At 53.0% G+C, this 17,323-nt stretch carries 15 protein-coding genes and 4 tRNA genes; 14 read left to right on the top strand and 5 right to left on the bottom strand.

What is annotated here, in order from left to right; translation table 11 throughout:
- Window positions 1–33: 33 nt before the first annotated feature.
- Window positions 34–1,683 carry a SulP family inorganic anion transporter gene (locus NP590_RS19400; protein WP_256604370.1) on the bottom strand — a complete coding sequence of 550 codons (1,650 nt, stop codon included), beginning with the start codon at window positions 1,681–1,683 and terminating at the stop codon, window positions 34–36.
- 388 nt (window positions 1,684–2,071) lie between these two features.
- Here NP590_RS19400 and NP590_RS19395 point away from each other — a divergent pair, with 388 nt between their 5' ends.
- The 3 genes from NP590_RS19395 to NP590_RS19385 all read left to right on the top strand — a co-directional run bounded on the left by NP590_RS19395 (window position 2,072) and on the right by NP590_RS19385 (window position 7,573).
- Window positions 2,072–4,633 (top strand): YbcC family protein, encoded by a 2,562-nt coding sequence (locus NP590_RS19395; protein ID WP_256604368.1) that lies wholly within the window; start codon window positions 2,072–2,074, stop codon window positions 4,631–4,633.
- Entirely contained in the window at window positions 4,630–6,519 is a 1,890-nt protein-coding gene (locus tag NP590_RS19390) for a proton-conducting transporter transmembrane domain-containing protein (RefSeq protein ID WP_256604366.1), read from the top strand. The genes NP590_RS19395 and NP590_RS19390 overlap by 4 nt, the downstream gene beginning before the upstream one ends.
- A gap of 61 nt (window positions 6,520–6,580) precedes the next feature.
- Entirely contained in the window at window positions 6,581–7,573 is a 993-nt protein-coding gene (locus tag NP590_RS19385) for a cation diffusion facilitator family transporter (protein WP_256604365.1), read from the top strand.
- Here NP590_RS19385 and NP590_RS19380 read toward each other — a convergent pair.
- The 4 genes from NP590_RS19380 to hemA are packed head-to-tail and all read right to left on the bottom strand — an operon-like array spanning window position 7,531 to window position 11,157.
- Complete coding sequence (locus NP590_RS19380) at window positions 7,531–7,956, bottom strand: M67 family metallopeptidase (RefSeq protein ID WP_256604364.1); 426 nt, start codon at window positions 7,954–7,956, stop codon at window positions 7,531–7,533. The two genes, NP590_RS19385 and NP590_RS19380, sit on opposite strands and share 43 nt — an antisense overlap.
- Window positions 7,953–8,819, bottom strand: coding sequence for a peptide chain release factor N(5)-glutamine methyltransferase (gene prmC, locus NP590_RS19375; RefSeq protein WP_256604363.1), 867 nt, complete (start codon window positions 8,817–8,819; stop codon window positions 7,953–7,955). Before prmC ends, NP590_RS19380 begins: the two co-directional genes overlap by 4 nt.
- Entirely contained in the window at window positions 8,812–9,897 is a 1,086-nt protein-coding gene (prfA, locus tag NP590_RS19370; protein ID WP_256604362.1) for a peptide chain release factor 1, read from the bottom strand. Before prfA ends, prmC begins: the two co-directional genes overlap by 8 nt.
- 9 nt (window positions 9,898–9,906) lie before the next feature.
- Window positions 9,907–11,157, bottom strand: a complete 1,251-nt coding sequence (hemA, locus tag NP590_RS19365) for a glutamyl-tRNA reductase (protein ID WP_256604361.1) — start codon at window positions 11,155–11,157, stop codon at window positions 9,907–9,909.
- A gap of 145 nt (window positions 11,158–11,302) precedes the next feature.
- Here hemA and NP590_RS19360 point away from each other — a divergent pair, with 145 nt between their 5' ends.
- The 11 genes from NP590_RS19360 to NP590_RS19310 form a co-directional block, all read left to right on the top strand.
- Window positions 11,303–13,024 (top strand): tetratricopeptide repeat protein, encoded by a 1,722-nt coding sequence (locus tag NP590_RS19360; RefSeq protein WP_256604360.1) that lies wholly within the window; start codon window positions 11,303–11,305, stop codon window positions 13,022–13,024.
- A 56-nt stretch (window positions 13,025–13,080) separates the two neighbouring features.
- A complete protein-coding gene (lolB, locus tag NP590_RS19355) occupies window positions 13,081–13,593 on the top strand; it encodes a lipoprotein insertase outer membrane protein LolB (protein WP_256604359.1) in 513 nt (170 codons plus the stop codon).
- Window positions 13,578–14,459 (top strand): 4-(cytidine 5'-diphospho)-2-C-methyl-D-erythritol kinase, encoded by an 882-nt coding sequence (gene ispE, locus NP590_RS19350; RefSeq protein WP_256604358.1) that lies wholly within the window; start codon window positions 13,578–13,580, stop codon window positions 14,457–14,459. The genes lolB and ispE overlap by 16 nt, the downstream gene beginning before the upstream one ends.
- 15 nt (window positions 14,460–14,474) lie before the next feature.
- Window positions 14,475–14,549, top strand: a tRNA-Gln gene (locus NP590_RS19345).
- A 34-nt stretch (window positions 14,550–14,583) separates the two neighbouring features.
- The gene (locus NP590_RS19340) at window positions 14,584–15,537 is read left to right on the top strand and encodes a ribose-phosphate diphosphokinase (protein WP_256604357.1); all 954 of its coding nucleotides are present in this window, start codon (window positions 14,584–14,586) and stop codon (window positions 15,535–15,537) included.
- A 48-nt stretch (window positions 15,538–15,585) separates the two neighbouring features.
- On the top strand, window positions 15,586–16,188 hold the full coding sequence (locus NP590_RS19335) for a 50S ribosomal protein L25/general stress protein Ctc (protein WP_256604356.1): 603 nt from the start codon (window positions 15,586–15,588) through the stop codon (window positions 16,186–16,188).
- A 12-nt stretch (window positions 16,189–16,200) separates the two neighbouring features.
- Window positions 16,201–16,782 carry an aminoacyl-tRNA hydrolase gene (gene pth, locus NP590_RS19330; RefSeq protein ID WP_256604355.1) on the top strand — a complete coding sequence of 194 codons (582 nt, stop codon included), beginning with the start codon at window positions 16,201–16,203 and terminating at the stop codon, window positions 16,780–16,782.
- 55 nt (window positions 16,783–16,837) lie between these two features.
- A tRNA-Tyr gene (locus NP590_RS19325) sits at window positions 16,838–16,922 on the top strand.
- Window positions 16,923–16,941: 19 nt separating this feature from the next.
- Window positions 16,942–17,015 (top strand) — tRNA-Gly (locus NP590_RS19320).
- Between the two features lie 20 nt (window positions 17,016–17,035).
- Window positions 17,036–17,111: transfer RNA gene (locus tag NP590_RS19315), tRNA-Thr, on the top strand.
- 35 nt (window positions 17,112–17,146) lie between these two features.
- Window positions 17,147–17,323, top strand: a 177-nt coding sequence (locus tag NP590_RS19310) for a GTP-binding protein (RefSeq protein ID WP_256604373.1), incomplete at its 3' end; no start/stop codon positions are given.

Below are 17,323 nucleotides of genomic sequence, written 5' to 3'. Positions count from 1 at the left end.
GCCGAAGGCTTAGCCTTCGGCGCTGGCGCTCGGTTATATGTCTACCGACTTGCGCCGCGCGGCCAGATGATGGTCGGAGAACATTTCGTGCCCGTCCAGACCGACGATTTCGCATTGGCCTCCGGCGTGATTGTATTCTTCGGTAAAGTGATGAATGAATTCCATCACGGTGTGATCGATCAATTCGGCCTCGCTCAAATCGAAAAATACCTTTTGTTGTCTGGGGAAGTCCGCCAGCAGGCTCTTCAAGCTGAGAAAGTTGGAGAATACCGCCGAGCCGCTGACCGCAATATGGTAGGTGTCGGGGGCGGTCTTGTTGACGTGGTAGGCAATGGAAAAGATGTGATTCAACTTCAGTCCGCGCGCCAGATGAATCAGGAGTTCCGCCAGGATGCCGATGGCGACGCCGATCAACAGGTCGGTTGCCAATACGCCGATGATGGTGATGACAAATACCGCGAAGTTATCCAGGCCGACCGCCAGGGTTTTGGCGAATTCCTTGGGCGAGGCTAGACGGAAGCCGGTAAATACCAGCAGGGCGGCCAGGGAGGATAACGGTATTTCGTGGATCAGGCGCGGAAACAGCGCGACGAAGATCAACAAAAAGGCGCCGTGAAAAAAATTGGCCCAACCGGATTTGGCGCCGTTGTTGATGTTGGCCGAACTGCGGACGATTTCCGCTATCATCGGCAAGCCGCCGAGCAGGCCGGCGATGATGTTGCCGACCCCAACCGCCGCCAGATCGCGATTCAGGTCTGAGTCGCGCTTGTAAGGGTCCAGTTTATCGACCGCCGCCGCGCTCAATAAACTTTCCAGGCTGCCCACCAGCCAGATGGTAACGACGGCAAACCAGAATTCGTAGCTGGCGATCAGGGAAAAATCCGGGAAATAAAAGCTGGACAGGAAGTTTTCCGGTACCGCCACCAAAAAGGCCGGGCCTACCGAAAACTCGTGGTGCGGCAGAATTTCCGCATCGGGTAAAAACAGGTATTTGTGGATGTGGTCCAGGTCGAAATATTGGCCCAGCGCCAAGCCCAGCAAAACCACCAAAATGGGGGCCGGAATCATTTTCAGGGTCGGATTTTTGATCAGCGCCCAAGCTATTAATAACCCCAAACCGCATAAACCGATGATGGAAACTTCCGGGTTCATTTCGATCAACGAGTGCGGAATTTCGGCTATGGTGCCGAGCAGGGATTTGGCTTCCGGTTTCACGCCCAGCAAGGTGTGAATCTGCTTGGCCATGATGATGATGCCTATTGCGGCCAGCATGCCGTGCACCACAGAGGATGGGAAAAACGCGCTTAATTTGCCGGCCTTGAAAATGCCCAGCAACACTTGTAACACGCTGGCGATCACGATGGCGGCCAGCGTGTAGCGATAGCCGGCCATGGCGTCGCCGTGGCCCAGTGCCTGTACGGCATCCAGAATCACCACGATCAAGCCGGCGGCGGGGCCGTTGATGGTGACATGCGAGCCGCTGATGCGCGACACCAGCAAGCCGCCGATGACGGCGGTGATGATGCCGGCCATGGGCGGAAAGCCTGAAGCCATGGCTATGCCCAGGCAAAGCGGCAGGGCAATCAGAAATACCAGAAAACCGGACAATAAATCGCTGCGCCAGTTTTCCGCCAGACCGGCCAAGCCGGTTTTTGGGATTGTGACGGATGAGGGAGAGTTCATGGCAAGTCTCGAAAAGAAAAAACAACAGAAGAGCGAGAAGCATGCCAATTGTTCGATTTTATCGTTCAGTGCTTGAAAGGCTGTTGCCATCTTGATGCAACAGCGCAAGATATCCCGGCGGCGATTCGAAATCGCTTGGCTAATATGAATCGGTGGCGCAATTGAACAATTCGAATGGTTTATTTGAACCGGTTCGCTAGCTGGGCAAGACTTTTCGAGCGGTAACAAACAGCGGGCGCTTGGCGATGGCGGCCAATGGAACGGCCGGTCTGACAAGGTTGGCGGGATAGCCGGCGTAAGTTGGCACAAGCCATGCTCGTGCAGGCTTGAGCGGGGACAACCAGCGGGTTGTTTGCGCATTGTCGATGTCAGCGAGGTTGTCAGTCAAATGCCCATACATAAACACACGGCCGATGCATTCGAATTGGATGCGGTTATCGATCAGTTGGCTCATTGGCTGCCGACGCAAGGGCCGATCAAGGATTTCATCCATCACAATACCTTGCATGCCGTGCAGCATTTTCCCTTTCACGACGGCGTGGCGGTGGCCGCGAAAGTGTTCGGCGCCCGCAGCTATTTGCCGATTGAAGATTATCAAAGTCGTTTTCGCGAAGGCCGTATCAGTCAAGCCGCCATCGATTGGGCCATTGCACAGTCCGGTTGTAGCGAGGAGCGGGCGGAACAATTGCGGCTCGAATTGTTTGCCGCCGACCCAGAAAGCCACCTGCCGCCCATTTCCTTGGCCAACGACGGCATTCGCAATGCTTGGTTGAACCACCTGGAATTGGATATGAATGCCTTGGTGCATCCGGTCATGTTCAGGCTGTTGTCCAATTTTCTCGATCAGGGTATCAGCCGTTGGGTATTGCCCAAGGATGGCGAAAGTTTTTGGGATTGCGTGTTGCGTCTGACCCTAAACAGTTTGATTCCGTTGTACCCGTTTCATCAGGCGCATGTGCGGGAAATGCTGAATCAAGGGCCGGAACAGGTCATCATGCATTGCTTGCGGCGGATCGTGGGCGATGAGCAGCTATATGCCCAATATTTGCTGGAAGTATTGCTGGCGCACCCCGGTTGGTCCGGCATGGTGCGTATCATAGAAACCAATCCGCGGTCCCTGTTGGTGCCTAGAAATATCTCGCTGAAACAATTGCTGGCGGTTGAATTGGCTTGCGAGCTGGCTTTTGTGGACAAGAAAAAAGGCAGTCATTTTTTACGTATCGATCAATTGCCGGAATTGGCCGCCATTCCGTTGTTCGACGAAGCGCATTTGACCCCTGAAGTGCCTTTAAAGATGAGAGTTTGGCACGAAGCCATGGAGTGGTCGCTACATAGCGAATTACTGCTTGCGCTCGGAGAGCAGCCTGTCGTTGGAACGGTTGGGCCAATACCTGAAGTGCAGGCGATTTTTTGCATCGACGATAGGGAGTGTTCGTTGCGCCGGTATCTAGAAGAAGTCAATCCCGCCATTGAAACCTTAGGCGCGCCGGGTTTTTTCGGCATCGACTTTTTGTATCAAGGCTTGGACGATGTTTATCCGGTGGCGCAATGCCCCACCGTGGTAAAGCCAAGACATTTGATTACCGAATCCGCCACCCGGCCGCGTCCGGAAAGGAAGGACCCAAGGCAGGAACTCGGCAAAATGCATTTTTCCGCCCATTCCCTGGCCCGGGGTTGGGTATACACCCAGACGCTAGGGTTGGTCTACGCCGCCCGGCTGGCCTGGAGCGTGTTTAAACCGGCGAAAAAATTGCCCGGTATCAGGACCTTGAGCGAAGTGGAGGCGCATGGCCATCTGCACCTGCTGCGGGAAAACGACGCGCCCAATGCAGAAGGTTATTTGCTGGGGTTTTCTTTGTCCGAGATGGCGGAAAAAGTCGGGGGGCAGTTACGCAGTATTGGGTTGGTGAAAAATTTTGCGCCGCTGGTAATGGTGGTGGCGCATGGATCCAGCAGCGTCAATAATCCGCACTTTGCCGCGTACGATTGCGGGGCCTGTGCCGGTAAGCCGGGGGCTCCCAATGCCCGCGCCTTTGCCTGGATGGCCAATCATGGCGGTGTCCGGGCCATATTGCGCGAACAAGGTATCGATATTCCCGCCACTACCCGTTTTGCCGCGGCAATGCACAATACCAGCCGCGATGAAATGGTGTATTTCGACCAATCCTCTTTGGATAAAGATAGCCATGCGGCATTGCAAAATTTTCAGCATGCCGTGCACAAAGCCTTGCAACGCAATGCCCGCGAGCGTTGCCGTTGGTTTGAACTGGGTCCGCAAACGCCCGATAACGAGTTGGCGCATAAGCATGTTCTGGAAAGGTCCGCCTCTATCTTTGAGCCGCGGCCGGAATACAACCATTCCAATAACCTGTATTGCATCGTCGGCCGGCGCAGCCTGACCCGGCATTTGTTCATGGACCGGCGGGCTTTTTTACAATCTTACGATCCGGATATCGATCAAGACGGCGGCATTTTGGCCAGGGTGCTGTCGGCGGCGATTCCGGTCTGTGGCGGTATCAATCTGGAATATTTATTCTCGCGCATCGATAACTCGGTGTATGGGGCGGGTACCAAGCTGCCGCATAACGTGATCGGTTTGCTGGGCGTGGCCAACGGCGTGGAGGGCGATTTGCGTACCGGTTTGCCCTCGCAAATGATAGAAGTGCATGAACCGGCCCGGCTGTTGCTGGTGGTGGAGCAACGTCTTGATGTGGTCGACCGGGCCTTGGCCAAATTGGGCCATTTACTGGAATGGCTGGAAAACGACTGGGTGCGATTTGCGGTCTGCGACCCGCAAAGCCGCGTCCTGAATTTGTACCGCAAGCAAGGTTGGCAAGCCATTGAATTGGAAAAAGACATCGCCGCGCCGGTGAGTAGCCGTTCGGAAAAAATTATTGTCGGGCAAACCAAGACTATTCCGGTGCATCGATTTATAGGGGGACATTCATGAATATATTGTTGCTGGCGTGTTTGCTGTTGCCGCTATTGGGTTTCTTGCTGATTTTCCTTGGCGACGGCAGTGAACGGAAAGTCGCCAGAATCGTTTCGTGGATAACCCGTGTCAAAGGTGTCTGCGTAATCGGCTTGCTGTCGATGTGGGCGGCCAGTGGTTTCAAGAGTTTTGAGTACCAATGGTTTCAGCTGTACCAGCATGACGATTATCAATTTCCGGTGCTGTTTTATCTGGATGGGGTCGGGGCGGCCTATTTATTCTGCGTGTGGGCGATTTTTTCGATTATCGTCAAATATTGCCGGGTATACATGCATCGCGACGCAGGTTACCAACGGTTTTTTCAGACCATTTTCGCGTTCGCGTTCGGTTTGAATATCATCGTGTTGTCCGGCAGTATCGATATATTGTTCGCCGGTTGGGAAGTGGTGGGCATTTCATCGTTTTTGTTGATTGCGTTTTACCGGCATCGCTGGCAGCCGGTGCGCAATGCCCTGAGGGCTTATACGATTTATCGTTTTTGCGATGTCGGTTTGCTGATGGGGGCCTGGATGAGCCATTTGCTGTTTCACGAAAGCCAGCATTTCAGCCAGATGGGCAGTCTGTTCAACAATTATGTCAATAATCCGCTCAATTATGCGGTGCTGTCCTTGCTGTCCGCGCTGATTATATTGGCTGCATCCGGTAAATCCGCGCAGTTTCCGTTTTGTTTTTGGTTGCCGCGGGCTATGGAAGGGCCGACACCGTCCAGCGCGATTTTTTATGGCGCCTTGTCGATTCATTTGGGGGTGTTTTTGTTGCTGAGAACCATGCCGATCTGGAGTTTTCATTTCCTGCCCCGGCTGATCGTATTCGCCATCGGCTTGTTGACGGTGATCATCGCCAGCCTCTCGGAAAAAACCCAGTCCAATATCAAGGGCCAAGTGGCCTATGCCTCCATCGCGCAGGTGGGTTTTATGTTCATCGAGCTGGCGCTGGGCCTGGAAACCTTGGCCTTGCTGCATTTTATGAGTAATGCGTTTTTGCGTTGTTACCAGTTGCTGGTCTCGCCCTCCATCGTGGCGCACCTGTTGCGGGTGGAAGGCGCGGTGAACAGCGATTTTTACATCAAGGACCGGCAAAAATTGCAATATCTGCCGACCTCATTGCGCGACGTGTTGCCGGATGTGTTGCAAAATACCTTATACGTATTTGCGTTGCAGGAAGGCCAGTTGGAGATACTGGTGAGATCGATACTGTGGGATCCGCTCAAGCGCCTGGGCGCCGCCATGGGACGGGTCAATGCCTGGGTCAAATGGTTTACGGCGGTTGCCCTGTTGATATGGCTGTTAATCGCGGTCAATAACATCAGTCCGGTAGCCGAGGTTTATTTGTCGATACCGGTTTCGGTGCTGATGGTGTTGGTCTCGACCAGCGCCTTCAGCCAAAAACACAGTCCGTTCAAAATTTGGAACAGTGTGGCCATGAGCAGCTTTTTGGCGGCGTTGGCGGTCTGGCTAATGGTGCCTAACGCGATTTTCGACGAGCTGATGTTTTTGAGCGGCATCGTGCCGTCCTGGTTGTTGGGCTTGTGGGTTTTGTCCCGCTTGCTGAAAAATGAACACTTTGCCGAAAGCTCATTTCGCTATCGGGCGTTTGCCCAGACACGTCCCGGTATGTCGCTGCTATTGTTTATCAGCTTTTTAGGCATGGTGGGTTTTCCGATCACCCCGGCGTTTTTGGGCGAGGATTTATTGCTGTCGCATGCCGCTGGCCGGCATCCCTGGTTTGCCTTGGGTATTACGATTGCGTTCGTGGTAAACGGTATCGCCTTGGCGAGAATGTTTCTGCGCTTGAGCATGGGGCGCGCGGTACGGGCCGAGGTCAGAGAGTTTCATGTCGGTTGAGGTGTAATAAGCGGCCGCGGCCTGCTAGACTAGGTTGTTTTTCAACACACGGAATTCGCCAATGGGAGTCGAACAGCCGTCGCTGACCCGTTATGGTTGGTTATCCATATTCGCTGCGGTATCCACTATAGCCCTGAAAAGTTATGCCTACTGGCTGACCGATTCGGTCGGCTTGCTGTCGGATGCGCTGGAGTCGGTGATCAACCTGGTGGCGGCGATTATCGTGCTGTTCGTGCTCAGCGTAGCCGCGCGGCCGCCGGATGAAAACCATGCCTACGGCCACGACAAGATAGAATATTTTTCCAGCGGCGCCGAAGGCATCATGATTTTACTGGCGGCGTTCAGTATTGCCTATACCGCTTGGGAGAGGCTCTGGCACCCCATACCGCTGCAAAAACTCGATTTGGGTATCGCTATTTCGGTGTTTGCCTCGCTGATAAATCTGATTGTGGCGCGGATTTTGATCGGCGTGGGCCGCCGTAGGCATTCCATTACCCTGGAAGCCGATGGCAAGCATCTAATGACCGACGTGTGGACCACGATAGGGATTTTATTCGGAATAGGGATTATCGCCGTGGCCAATCGTTTTGAGTTCAGTCTGGAGCTGGCTCGCCGGTTCGGCATGAGCGGTTGGGAAATTCTCGATCCTATCATTGCTATTCTGGTGGCGCTCAATATCGTTTTGGCCGGCCTGCATCTGGTCCGCCGCACCGTATCCGGTTTGATGGACGCCGCGTTGCCGGAACACGAGTTGGCGGCCATTACCCAGGTGTTGGATAAGTTTGCCGCTTCCGACCACATTACCTACCACGCGTTGCGCACCCGTTATGCCGGCGCCCGCCGCTTCATGTCGGTGCACGTTTTGGTGCCAGGCGATTGGACGGTGCAACAGGGTCACGATTTGCTGGAGGCCATGGAACAACAGATCATGGATAAGTTCGACAGCATCGATATCGATACCCATCTCGAGCCGATCGAGGATGTCGCTTCCTGGCGTCATTTGGAGGCTGATCAGGCCTGCTCTATCAATCTCAACGGAAATTCTTCCACCTGATTGCCGTTGATCTTGAAACCACGCATTTCCAGCACGCCCTTGGTATTTAACGAGATGATCAAATGCAGGGCATCCGGATAAGCGGCCTGTTCGATGTCGGCGGCCGACGGCTCGGCCGGCGCGGCTGGATGCGAATGATAGATTGCGAACAGGGTTTGGCCTTTGTCGCGCATTTGCTTCATGGCGGCGATTTGCTGGCCGGGTTCCAGCGAAAAGCGGTTTTGCGGGTTGGCGGCGTTGTTGCCGACCGGATAGCAGGTGCTGGGCGTGCCGTTTTCGTCCGCTCCGACCAAGCCGCAAACTTCCGCTTCCGGCGACAATTGCGCCAGATGCAGCAGTTGGTTGGTCAGTTTGCGGGGTAAACATATTTCGTGTTGGTTCATGCGGGGTTCCATATTCCTGAGGTCACGCGGGGATTGCCGGACAAGTCCTGGTGGGTGTCGACACGCCGGTAGTTTAACTGCTTAAAAATCGTTTGCACTTGCGCGGACTGCTGGTAGCCGTGTTCAATCAATAAATGACCGCCGGGTGCCATATGGTTCCGGGCTTGTTCCGCCAACAGGCGGATGTCTTTCAGGCCCATGTCCATGCTGACCAAGGCAGTATCGGGTTCGAAACGCAGGTCGCCTTGCTGTAAATGCGGATCATCGGCAGCAATGTAGGGCGGATTGCTGACGACCAAGTCGAAGTCCGCATCGATCACGCTGTCGAACCAATGCGATTGCACAAAGCGTACATTGCCAACCGCGAGGCGCTCGGCGTTTTGCCGGGCGACTTCAAGCGCGCCGCTGCTGATGTCGGTGGCCAGCACCTTGGCCGAGGGCCGTTCCGCCGCCAGTGTGATGGCCAAAATTCCGGAGCCGGTGCCAAGGTCTATGATGTTGCCTGTTTGATTCGCCGGCAGGGACAAGCTCAGTTCGATCAACAATTCGCTGTCCGGCCGGGGAATCAATACATCGGGAGTGACTTTGAACGTGCGCGACCAAAATTCCCGTTCGCCGGTCAAATAGGCGATGGGTCGGCCTTGGCGGCGCTGTTCCAGCAAATGCCGAAATTGCCCGGTTTGCGTGGCATCGAGTTGCCTCTCCGGCCAGGCCCGCAGAAAAGCGCGCGGTTTGTCCAGGCAATGACAAAGCAGTACTTCCGCATCCAGCCGGGCGGATTCGGACACGCCAGTCAATAGCGTGCATGCCTCCTCCAGCAGCGCCTGTATCGATGGGGCGGAGGTTTGGTTCGACTCAGGCATTGCCGAGTTGGGTCAATAAGTCCGCCTGATGCTCGTGAATCAAGGGCTGAATCACGTGTTCCAGGCCGCCTTCCATGATGTCTTCCAGCTTGTACAGGGTCAGGTTGACGCGGTGGTCGGTCAAGCGGCCCTGCGGGTAATTGTAGGTACGGATGCGCTCGGAGCGGTCGCCGCTGCCGACTTGCAGGCGGCGGTTTTCGGACTGTTCGGCCTGTTGTTTTTCCTGCGCGGCCGACAGCAAACGGGCCTGCAGTACCGACATGGCGCGGGCGCGGTTTTTGTGTTGCGAACGCTCGTCCTGGCATTCCACCACCACGCCGGACGGAATATGGGTGATGCGGATGGCCGAATCGGTGCGGTTGACGTGCTGGCCGCCGGCACCGGAGGCGCGATAGGTATCGATACGCAAGTCGGCGGGATTGATGTCGATTTCGTCAACGCTGTCCACTTCCGGCATGATGGCCACGGTGCAGGCCGAAGTGTGCACGCGGCCTTGCGATTCGGTTTCCGGCACCCGCTGCACCCGGTGGGTGCCGGATTCGAATTTGAGTTGCGAGTAAACATTCTGGCCGCTGACTCTCAGGATGATTTCCTTGTAACCGCCGTGTTCGCCGCGATTTTCGTTGATAATTTCCGTGCTCCAGCCCTGTCTTTCCGCATAGCGTTGGTACATGCGGGCCAGATCGCCGGCGAAGATGGCGGCTTCGTCGCCGCCGGTGCCGGCGCGAACCTCCAGAAACACGTTGCGGTTGTCGTTGGGATCTTTCGGCAGCAGCAGAATTTGCAGTTCCTGTTCCAGGGCTTCGCGCTTGCTTTCGGCCGCGGCGATTTCATCCTTGGCCATTTCCCGCAGTTCCGGGTCGCTGTCCTTGGCCATTTCCCGGGCCGATGCCAGATCCACTTCGTTATCCAGATAGGTTTTGTAACAGGCCACCAGCGGCTCGATTTGCGCATATTCCTGGCTGAGGCCGCGGAATTGGTTTTGATTGCCTTGTACTTCGGGCTGAGATAGCAGGGCGGTGATTTCTTCGTAGCGTTCGCCCAGGTTTTCCAGTTTGGTTTGTATCGAGGGTTTCATCGGGGAGGGTTATCTTAATTTGAAAATTTCGCGCGAGGCGGCAATCAGGTCGTGGCGCTCGTTGGCGCCGGCGTCGCGCAGTTGCGCGCAGGGTGTGTGAATCAATTTGTTGGTCAGGGTATGCGCCAGACGCTGCAGGACTTCCTCCGATGGCACGCCGTTGTTGAGTTGCGCCAAGGCTTTTTGCAGCACTTCGTCGCGGGTCGATTCGGCCTGGATGCGAAAATCGCGTATGGTTTCTTGGGCGCCTTGGGAACGCAGCCAGGCCAAAAAGTGCTCGACCTGGGTGTCGATGATTTCCTCGGCCTGCTCGGCGGCGCGGCGGCGCGAGTCCATGTTTTGATTGATGGTGTTTTGAAGGTCGTCGACAGTGTAGAGGTATACGTCGCGCAGTTGTTCCACTTCGGCTTCAATGTCGCGCGGCACGGCCAAATCCACCATGAACATGGGTTTGTGCTTTCGTTTCTTGATTGCGCTTTCCACCCGGCCCTTACCCAAAATCGGCAGTTGGCTAGCCGTGGAGGAGACCACAATGTCGGCTTCCGCCAGATGGCTGGGCAGTTCCGACAGGGCGATGGCGTAGCCGTTAAACTGCATGGCCAGGGCATGGGCCTTGTCGTAAGTCCGATTGGCGATAATGATACGGCCTATGCCATGTTGATACAGATGGCGAGCGGTCAGTTCTATCGTTTCGCCGGCGCCTATTAACAGGGCGGTTTGCTCCGAGAGCTTGTCGAAAATTTGCTGCGCCAGTTGCACGGCGGCAAAGGCCACCGAAACCGGGCTGGAGCCGATTGCGGTATCGGTGCGGACTTTTTTGGCGGCGGAAAACGTATGTTGAAACAGCTTGCTGAGATTTTTGCCCAGGGTGCCGGCCTGCGAAGCCGCGTGGTAGGCGGTTTTCATCTGGCCGAGAATTTGCGGCTCGCCGAGTATCATCGAGTCCAGGCCGCAGGCAACCCTGAACATATGGCGGATGGATTGGCTGTCCTTGTAGCTGTATAAATAGGGTGTAAAGTCTGCCGGTGCGATGATTTTGGTATCGGCGATCCATGCGATCAAGGGTGTTTGGTCTTCGCTATCGGTTTGGCAATAAAATTCGGTCCGGTTACAGGTGGATAATATGGCGGCTTCGGAAATGTCCCGGACGTTGCGCAGATTTTTTAAGGTTTTGTCCAGTATTTCCGCCGGGAACGCCAGACGTTCGCGTACGGCAACAGGCGCGGTGTTGTAATTTATCCCTACGGCAATCAGTGTCATCAGCGGTAATGTAGGTCTTTTAAAAGTGGGTCATTTTAAGGAATGCGCTGTTTTTGTCCAAATAGAATGATCGGTTAAACTGAACTAACGGGTTTTTCTGATAATCTATGCTGACAATTTATCGAAATCAGGTCATTTGAATTGCATGAATAAATGGATAGGTATTGCAATAATTTTCTCTTTGTCGGGCTGCGCCGTATCTCCGGACGCGACACCGGACGCTGAAGCCAAAATTACCCCGCAAGAAGCCTTGGCGCCCAGGGCAAGTCACAATACCGTGATAGACGAGGAGGTGTTGTACCTTCTGATGGCGGCCGAGCTGGCCGGGCAGCGCAATCAATATGATCTGGCGCTGGATGCCTACATACAGGCGGCAAAACGGGTTGATGACGCGCGGATTGCCGAACGGGCAGTCAAGATCGGCATGTTCCTCAAGGATGAAAAGCGCACGCGCGAGGCGTTAGAGATTTGGATGTCCAAGGAGCCTGACAATCTACCTGCCAAAAAATTCGCGGCCTTGATGGCGATTAAAAAATCGGATCATCAGGCGGCCGTGGATAACCTGGATGCTGTTTTTCGCGAAGATCCGGCCGGATTTGAAGGTGGAATGCTGGAAATGATCAAGGCCTTGGAAAAGGAAGGGCGCTCCCAATTCATTTTTGATGTGCTGGAAGATTTGAATGGCTTGCATCCCGATCAGCCGAACCTGCTGTTTCTGCAGGCCATGCTGGCTTCCATTCTGCACGATAACCAATTGGCGCAACAAAAAGTCACTCAGGTGTTGGAATTGCAGCCGGATTGGAATAGGGCGATTATTTTTCAGGCGCAATTGGCCGGTCGCGCCGGCGATATGGATAAAGCACGCGAATTTCTGGAAAAAGCGGTCAAGCAATCGCCTGATGATAAGCAGTTGAGAAAAATGCTGTTGGAGGTGTTGGTTAATGCCGGTGCCTATGATGACGCAATCAAGTTGTATCAAACAGTATTGGATGAAAGTCCCGATGATGGCGAAGCGCTGTTTACCGTGGCTTTGATTCATATGCAGCAAAATAAGTTGGATAAGGCGGAAGGGTATTTCGAAAAGGTTCTGGACAAGACGGAGTGGGAGGGGCGCGCCAGCTTTTATTTAGGGAAAATAGAGCAGGAGCGGCAGAATCCTAATAAGGCACTGGTCTGGTTCGATAGGGCGGAAGCCAATGGCTATGGCTTTGAGGCTGATATGGCCGCCGTATCGTTGTTGTTGGGACAAAAGGACCTGAGTCAGGCGGAAGCCAGGGTCAAGGCAATGGACGGCAAATATCCCGAGCAACACTTGCGTATTCTGATGATGAAGGCGGAACTATATAACCAATGGGGCAAGTATGGGGAAGCTTACGATGTATTGAATCTAGCGTTGAAAGATGCGCCGGACAACAGAGATGTGCTGTATACGCGGGCACTGATAGCCGAGCGCTTGGATAAGCTGGATGTGGTGGAGTCGGATTTGTTGAAAATTTTGGAAAAAAATCCGGATGATGTGGGGGCGTTGAACGCGTTGGGGTATACCTTGACCGACAGGACCCAGCGTTACGATGAGGCCGAAAAATATCTTTTGAAAGCCATTCAATTGCAACCCGACGAAGCCGTGATTGTGGACAGTTATGGTTGGCTGCAATTCAAGCGCGGCAAGTTGGATTTGGCTTTGGAGTATTTGAAAAAGGCTTACGATAAGCAGCGGGAAAACGAGATCGCCGCGCATATAGCGGAAGTTTTATGGGCGATGGGGCGGGAAAAGGAAGCCAGAGAATTTTTTGAGCCAATTTATAAGAAATTTCCCGAGGATGAATATTTGTTGAAGTTCAAACAGCGCTTTTTCCCCGACGAATAATGATCGGGCGGTTTATAGCTTACGTTGCTCTGGGTATATGGCTGGCCGGTTGTTCCGTGTCGCCTCAAAAGCCATTGGAAGTCTATCAATTGAAGGCCATGCGGCATTTACAGCAGCAAAAGAATTGGGAGTTTGAAGGCAGGCTGGCGCTGGCGAATGATAAAGATTCGGTGTCCGTCTCCATTAATTGGCGGCATAGCGAATTTCAGGACCAAATTGAGCTGGTGGGGCCGTTGGCGCAAGGCAGGCTGAGGATTGCGGTGACGCCGGAGCGGGTGGAATTGGATGATGGCGAGAATCGCAGGGTTTTCAACGGATCGGCGGACGTGGTTCTATCGGAGCAACTGGGGGTGGATTTGCCGGTGAGTTCCTTGAAATTCTGGGTGTTGGGTGTCAATGACCCTGGGCAAGATTACATCGAGCAGCCCGAAGGGTTTTATCAGGGCAAGTGGTTGGTTAGATATCGGGAAATGCAAACAGTCAATGCGGACACGCTGCCTAAAAAAATGACCGCTGAAAAAGATAAGGCGAGAATCAAATTAATTGTGGATCAATGGGTATTGTTGTGATGGAAGCTATCGGGAATGTTCCTGGATGGGGCGAGAAATGGCCGGCTCCGGCAAAATTGAATTTGATGTTGAGAATTACCGGGCGGCGGGCTGATGGTTATCATTTGCTGCAGACTGTCTTTCAAATGCTCGATTTGTGCGACTGGTTGACGTTTCATCCGGCCGCTGATGGGCGAGTGTCCTTGGCAATGCCTATCCCAGGCGTTGCGGAAGCGGAGGATCTGACCGTGCGCGCGGCGAACTTGCTTAAATCTCATACCGGCTGCGAGGCGGGTGTCATTATTGAGGTGGAGAAAAATTTGCCCATGGGGGGCGGATTGGGTGGGGGGAGCTCGGATGCTGCTACCACTTTGGTGGTGTTGAATCATCTTTGGGGGTTAAATCTTTCAAAGCAGGAATTAATGGCGCTGGGTTTGCAATTGGGGGCCGATGTGCCGGTTTTCGTATTTGGGCATTCCGCTTGGGCGGAGGGCGTGGGCGAAGACCTAAGGGCGATTGAGATCCCGGAGTCATGGGTGGTAATAATCAAGCCCGATTGTCACGTCAATACCGGAGAAATTTTTCGTTCGGATGGCTTGACAAGGAATAGTGAATCCATCACAATGAGCGACTTTCTTGCAGGGGAAGATCGCAACGATTGTACTCAAGAGGTTTGCAGGGTGTATCGACCGGTAAAAGATGCGATCGATGCATTGTCGGTTTATTCGAATGCAAGATTGACGGGTACTGGGGCGTGCGTTTTTGCGCAATTTTCCGAAAAGGAGCTGGCCCTGTCCGCATGCCAATCGTTGAAGGATGATTGGTCGGTTTTTCTGGCGAGGGGTTTGAATACTTCACCGCTCTACGGAAAGTTGGAAAAAGTATAAGTCAAATCAGTTTATTGGGCTGTCGCCAAGCGGTAAGGCACGGGGTTTTGATCCCCGCATACCTAGGTTCGAATCCTAGCAGCCCAGCCATATCCCCATATAAAACATCCTCTGGAGCCTTAGAATGCGAGATGCTTCGATAATGGTATTTTCGGGTAATGCCAATAAGGCTTTGTCCGAAGGTATTGTGAGGAAGCTCAATATGCGTCTGGGCATGGCGTCTGTTGGGCGCTTCAGCGATGGCGAGATCTTTGTAGAGATTGAGGAGAATGTCAGAGGGCGCGATGTGTTCGTGGTTCAGCCGACATGTTCTCCGACAAATGAAAATCTCATGGAACTATTGGTGATGATCGATGCCTTGAGAAGAGCGTCCGCGGCCAGGATTACGGCGGTAATACCTTATTACGGCTACGCCCGTCAGGATAGGCGATCCAGGTCGGCCAGGGTGCCTATAACCGCTAGATTGGTTGCGGATATGATAGGGCACGCGGGGGCGGATAGGGCGCTTACCGTTGATTTGCATGCCGATCAGATACAGGGTTTTTTCGGTATACCGGTTGATAATGTTTATGCGTCTCCCATTCTGTTGGGTGATGTGTGGCGGCAAGAGTATGAAAACCTGATTGTCGTTTCGCCCGATGTCGGTGGTGTTGTCAGAGCCAGGGCTTTGGCAAAGAGGTTGGGTGATGCCGATCTCGCTATTATCGATAAACGTAGGCCAAGGGCCAATGTATCGGAAATAATGCACATCATAGGCGACGTGAGTGGTAGGACTTGCGTAATGGTTGATGATTTGGTTGATACAGCGGGTACGTTGTGTCATGCGGCGGCGGCTTTAAAGAAGAACGGCGCTATTAAGGTTGTTGCGTATTGCACGCATCCGGTTTTGTCGGGTGCGGCGGCGGAAAATGTCAGAAATTCAGTTCTTGATGAATTGGTTGTTACCGATACGATACCTCTCACTGATGAGTTGAGAGCCATAGGTAAAATCAGGCAATTGAGCGTGGCTGAAATGCTGGCTGAAACAATTCGGCGCATCGCCGTCGGCGAGTCTGTAAGCTCGCTTTATGTGGATTAATTCAATAACTATTAAGAAGTGCTTGTAAAGCAGGCTTTGGAGAAAATGATGGCTAACGTGTTTGAATTTATTGCGGAAGCTCGCAGTGAGACTGGTAGTAGCGCGGCAAAGGTTGTGCGTCGGAAGGGTAAGGTGCCGGCGGTGTTGTACGGTGGTAGTGCGTCTCCCGAAATGTTGATCCTGGATCATAATGACCTGTTGAAACATTTGGCGCATGAAGCGGTTTATTCGCACGTGCTTGATATCAAGGTGGATGGCCGGACCGAGAAGGCTGTTTTAAAGCACATTCAGCGTCACCCCGCCAAGCCGCAAATTTTGCATATTGACTTTATGCGTGTTGATGCCGGGCATAAATTAAAAGTACATGTGCCATTGCATTTTATAAACGAAGCAACTTCGGTTGGTGTCAAAAAAGGTGGCGTAATTAATCATTCCATGTCGGATGTTGAAGTGTTGTGCATGCCATCAGCGTTACCGGAATTTATTGAAGTCGACATGGCGAATGTAGATGTTGGTTCAACCCTGCATCTTTCGGATTTGGTGTTGCCCGCGGGTGTCGAAATTCCAGAGTTGCATCAAGGTGTCGAGCATGATCATCCGGTTGTGCAAATTGTTAAGCCTAAAACTTCGACGGAATCTGCGGCTGAGTAATATTTTGCTTTAATGATTAAGTTAATAGTGGGGCTTGGGAATCCTGGGCTTCAGTATGACAAGACCCGGCATAATGCCGGGTTTCTTTTTTTAGATCGTCTTGCGCTTTCGCAAGGAGCTAAATGGTCCGCGAATGGCCAGTTCCAGGGCGAGATTGCTGCCTCGGTACATGGGGTGGGTAAATTATTGTACTTGAAGCCAATGACGTTCATGAATAAAAGCGGTGCCTCGGTTGGTGGGATGCTGCGCTATCATAAGCTCAAGCCGGATGAGTTATTGGTTGTGCATGATGAATTGGAGTTGCCCGAGGGTGTTGTCAGGATGAAGCGCGGCGGCGGTCATGCTGGTCACAATGGTTTGCGGGATATCATCGGGCAAATTGATTCGCGAGATTTTTATCGATTGAGAATAGGTATCGGTAGACCGGATGTGCCGGGCGCCAATATTGCGAATTATGTTTTATCCAGGCCTTCATCCGCCTCGTTACGGCTTTTTGAATCGGTTTTTAGTGAACTCGAAAAGCAGTTGGGTTTGCTTGTGGCGGGAGATGTGGCGGAATTTAATGCGATGTTCGCTCAAGCGAAGAATTGTTAAATTAAAAAGATTGACCGAGCATATTGTTTCATGGATAATGCTTGGATGAAATGAAGGAGGGGTTCCCGAGCGGCCAAAGGGATCAGACTGTAAATCTGCCGGTTCTACCTTCGGAGGTTCGAATCCTCCCCCCTCCACCATCAAATTTGAATTGGATCTGCGGGTGTAGTTCAATGGTAGAACTCCAGCCTTCCAAGCTGATTGCGTGGGTTCGATTCCCATCACCCGCTCCATTTTTGGCTATGGTAATGTCGCTCATATAGCTCAGTAGGTAGAGCACTTCCTTGGTAAGGAAGAGGTCACCGGTTCAAATCCGGTTATGAGCTCCAGTTTTGATTAATTGTTCTTCTAGGGTGTTTTCGTAATGGCTAAAGAAAAATTTGAAAGAAAAAAACCGCACGTAAACGTAGGCACGATTGGTCACGTTGACCATGGTAAAACCACATTGACAGCGGCTCTGACCAAGGTAATGGCTGAGCTGCAAGGCGGCGAAGTAAAAGCTTTCGATCAAATTGATAACGCCCCGGAAGAGCGCGCGCGC

Origin of the sequence: Methylomonas subterranea (assembly GCF_024505185.1) — a bacterium.
In the GTDB taxonomy this organism is placed as follows: Bacteria; Pseudomonadota; Gammaproteobacteria; order Methylococcales; family Methylomonadaceae; genus Methylomonas; species Methylomonas subterranea.
The sequence above is the reverse complement of the archived record's forward strand: the minus strand, read 5'-3'. Positions and strand labels throughout refer to the sequence as shown.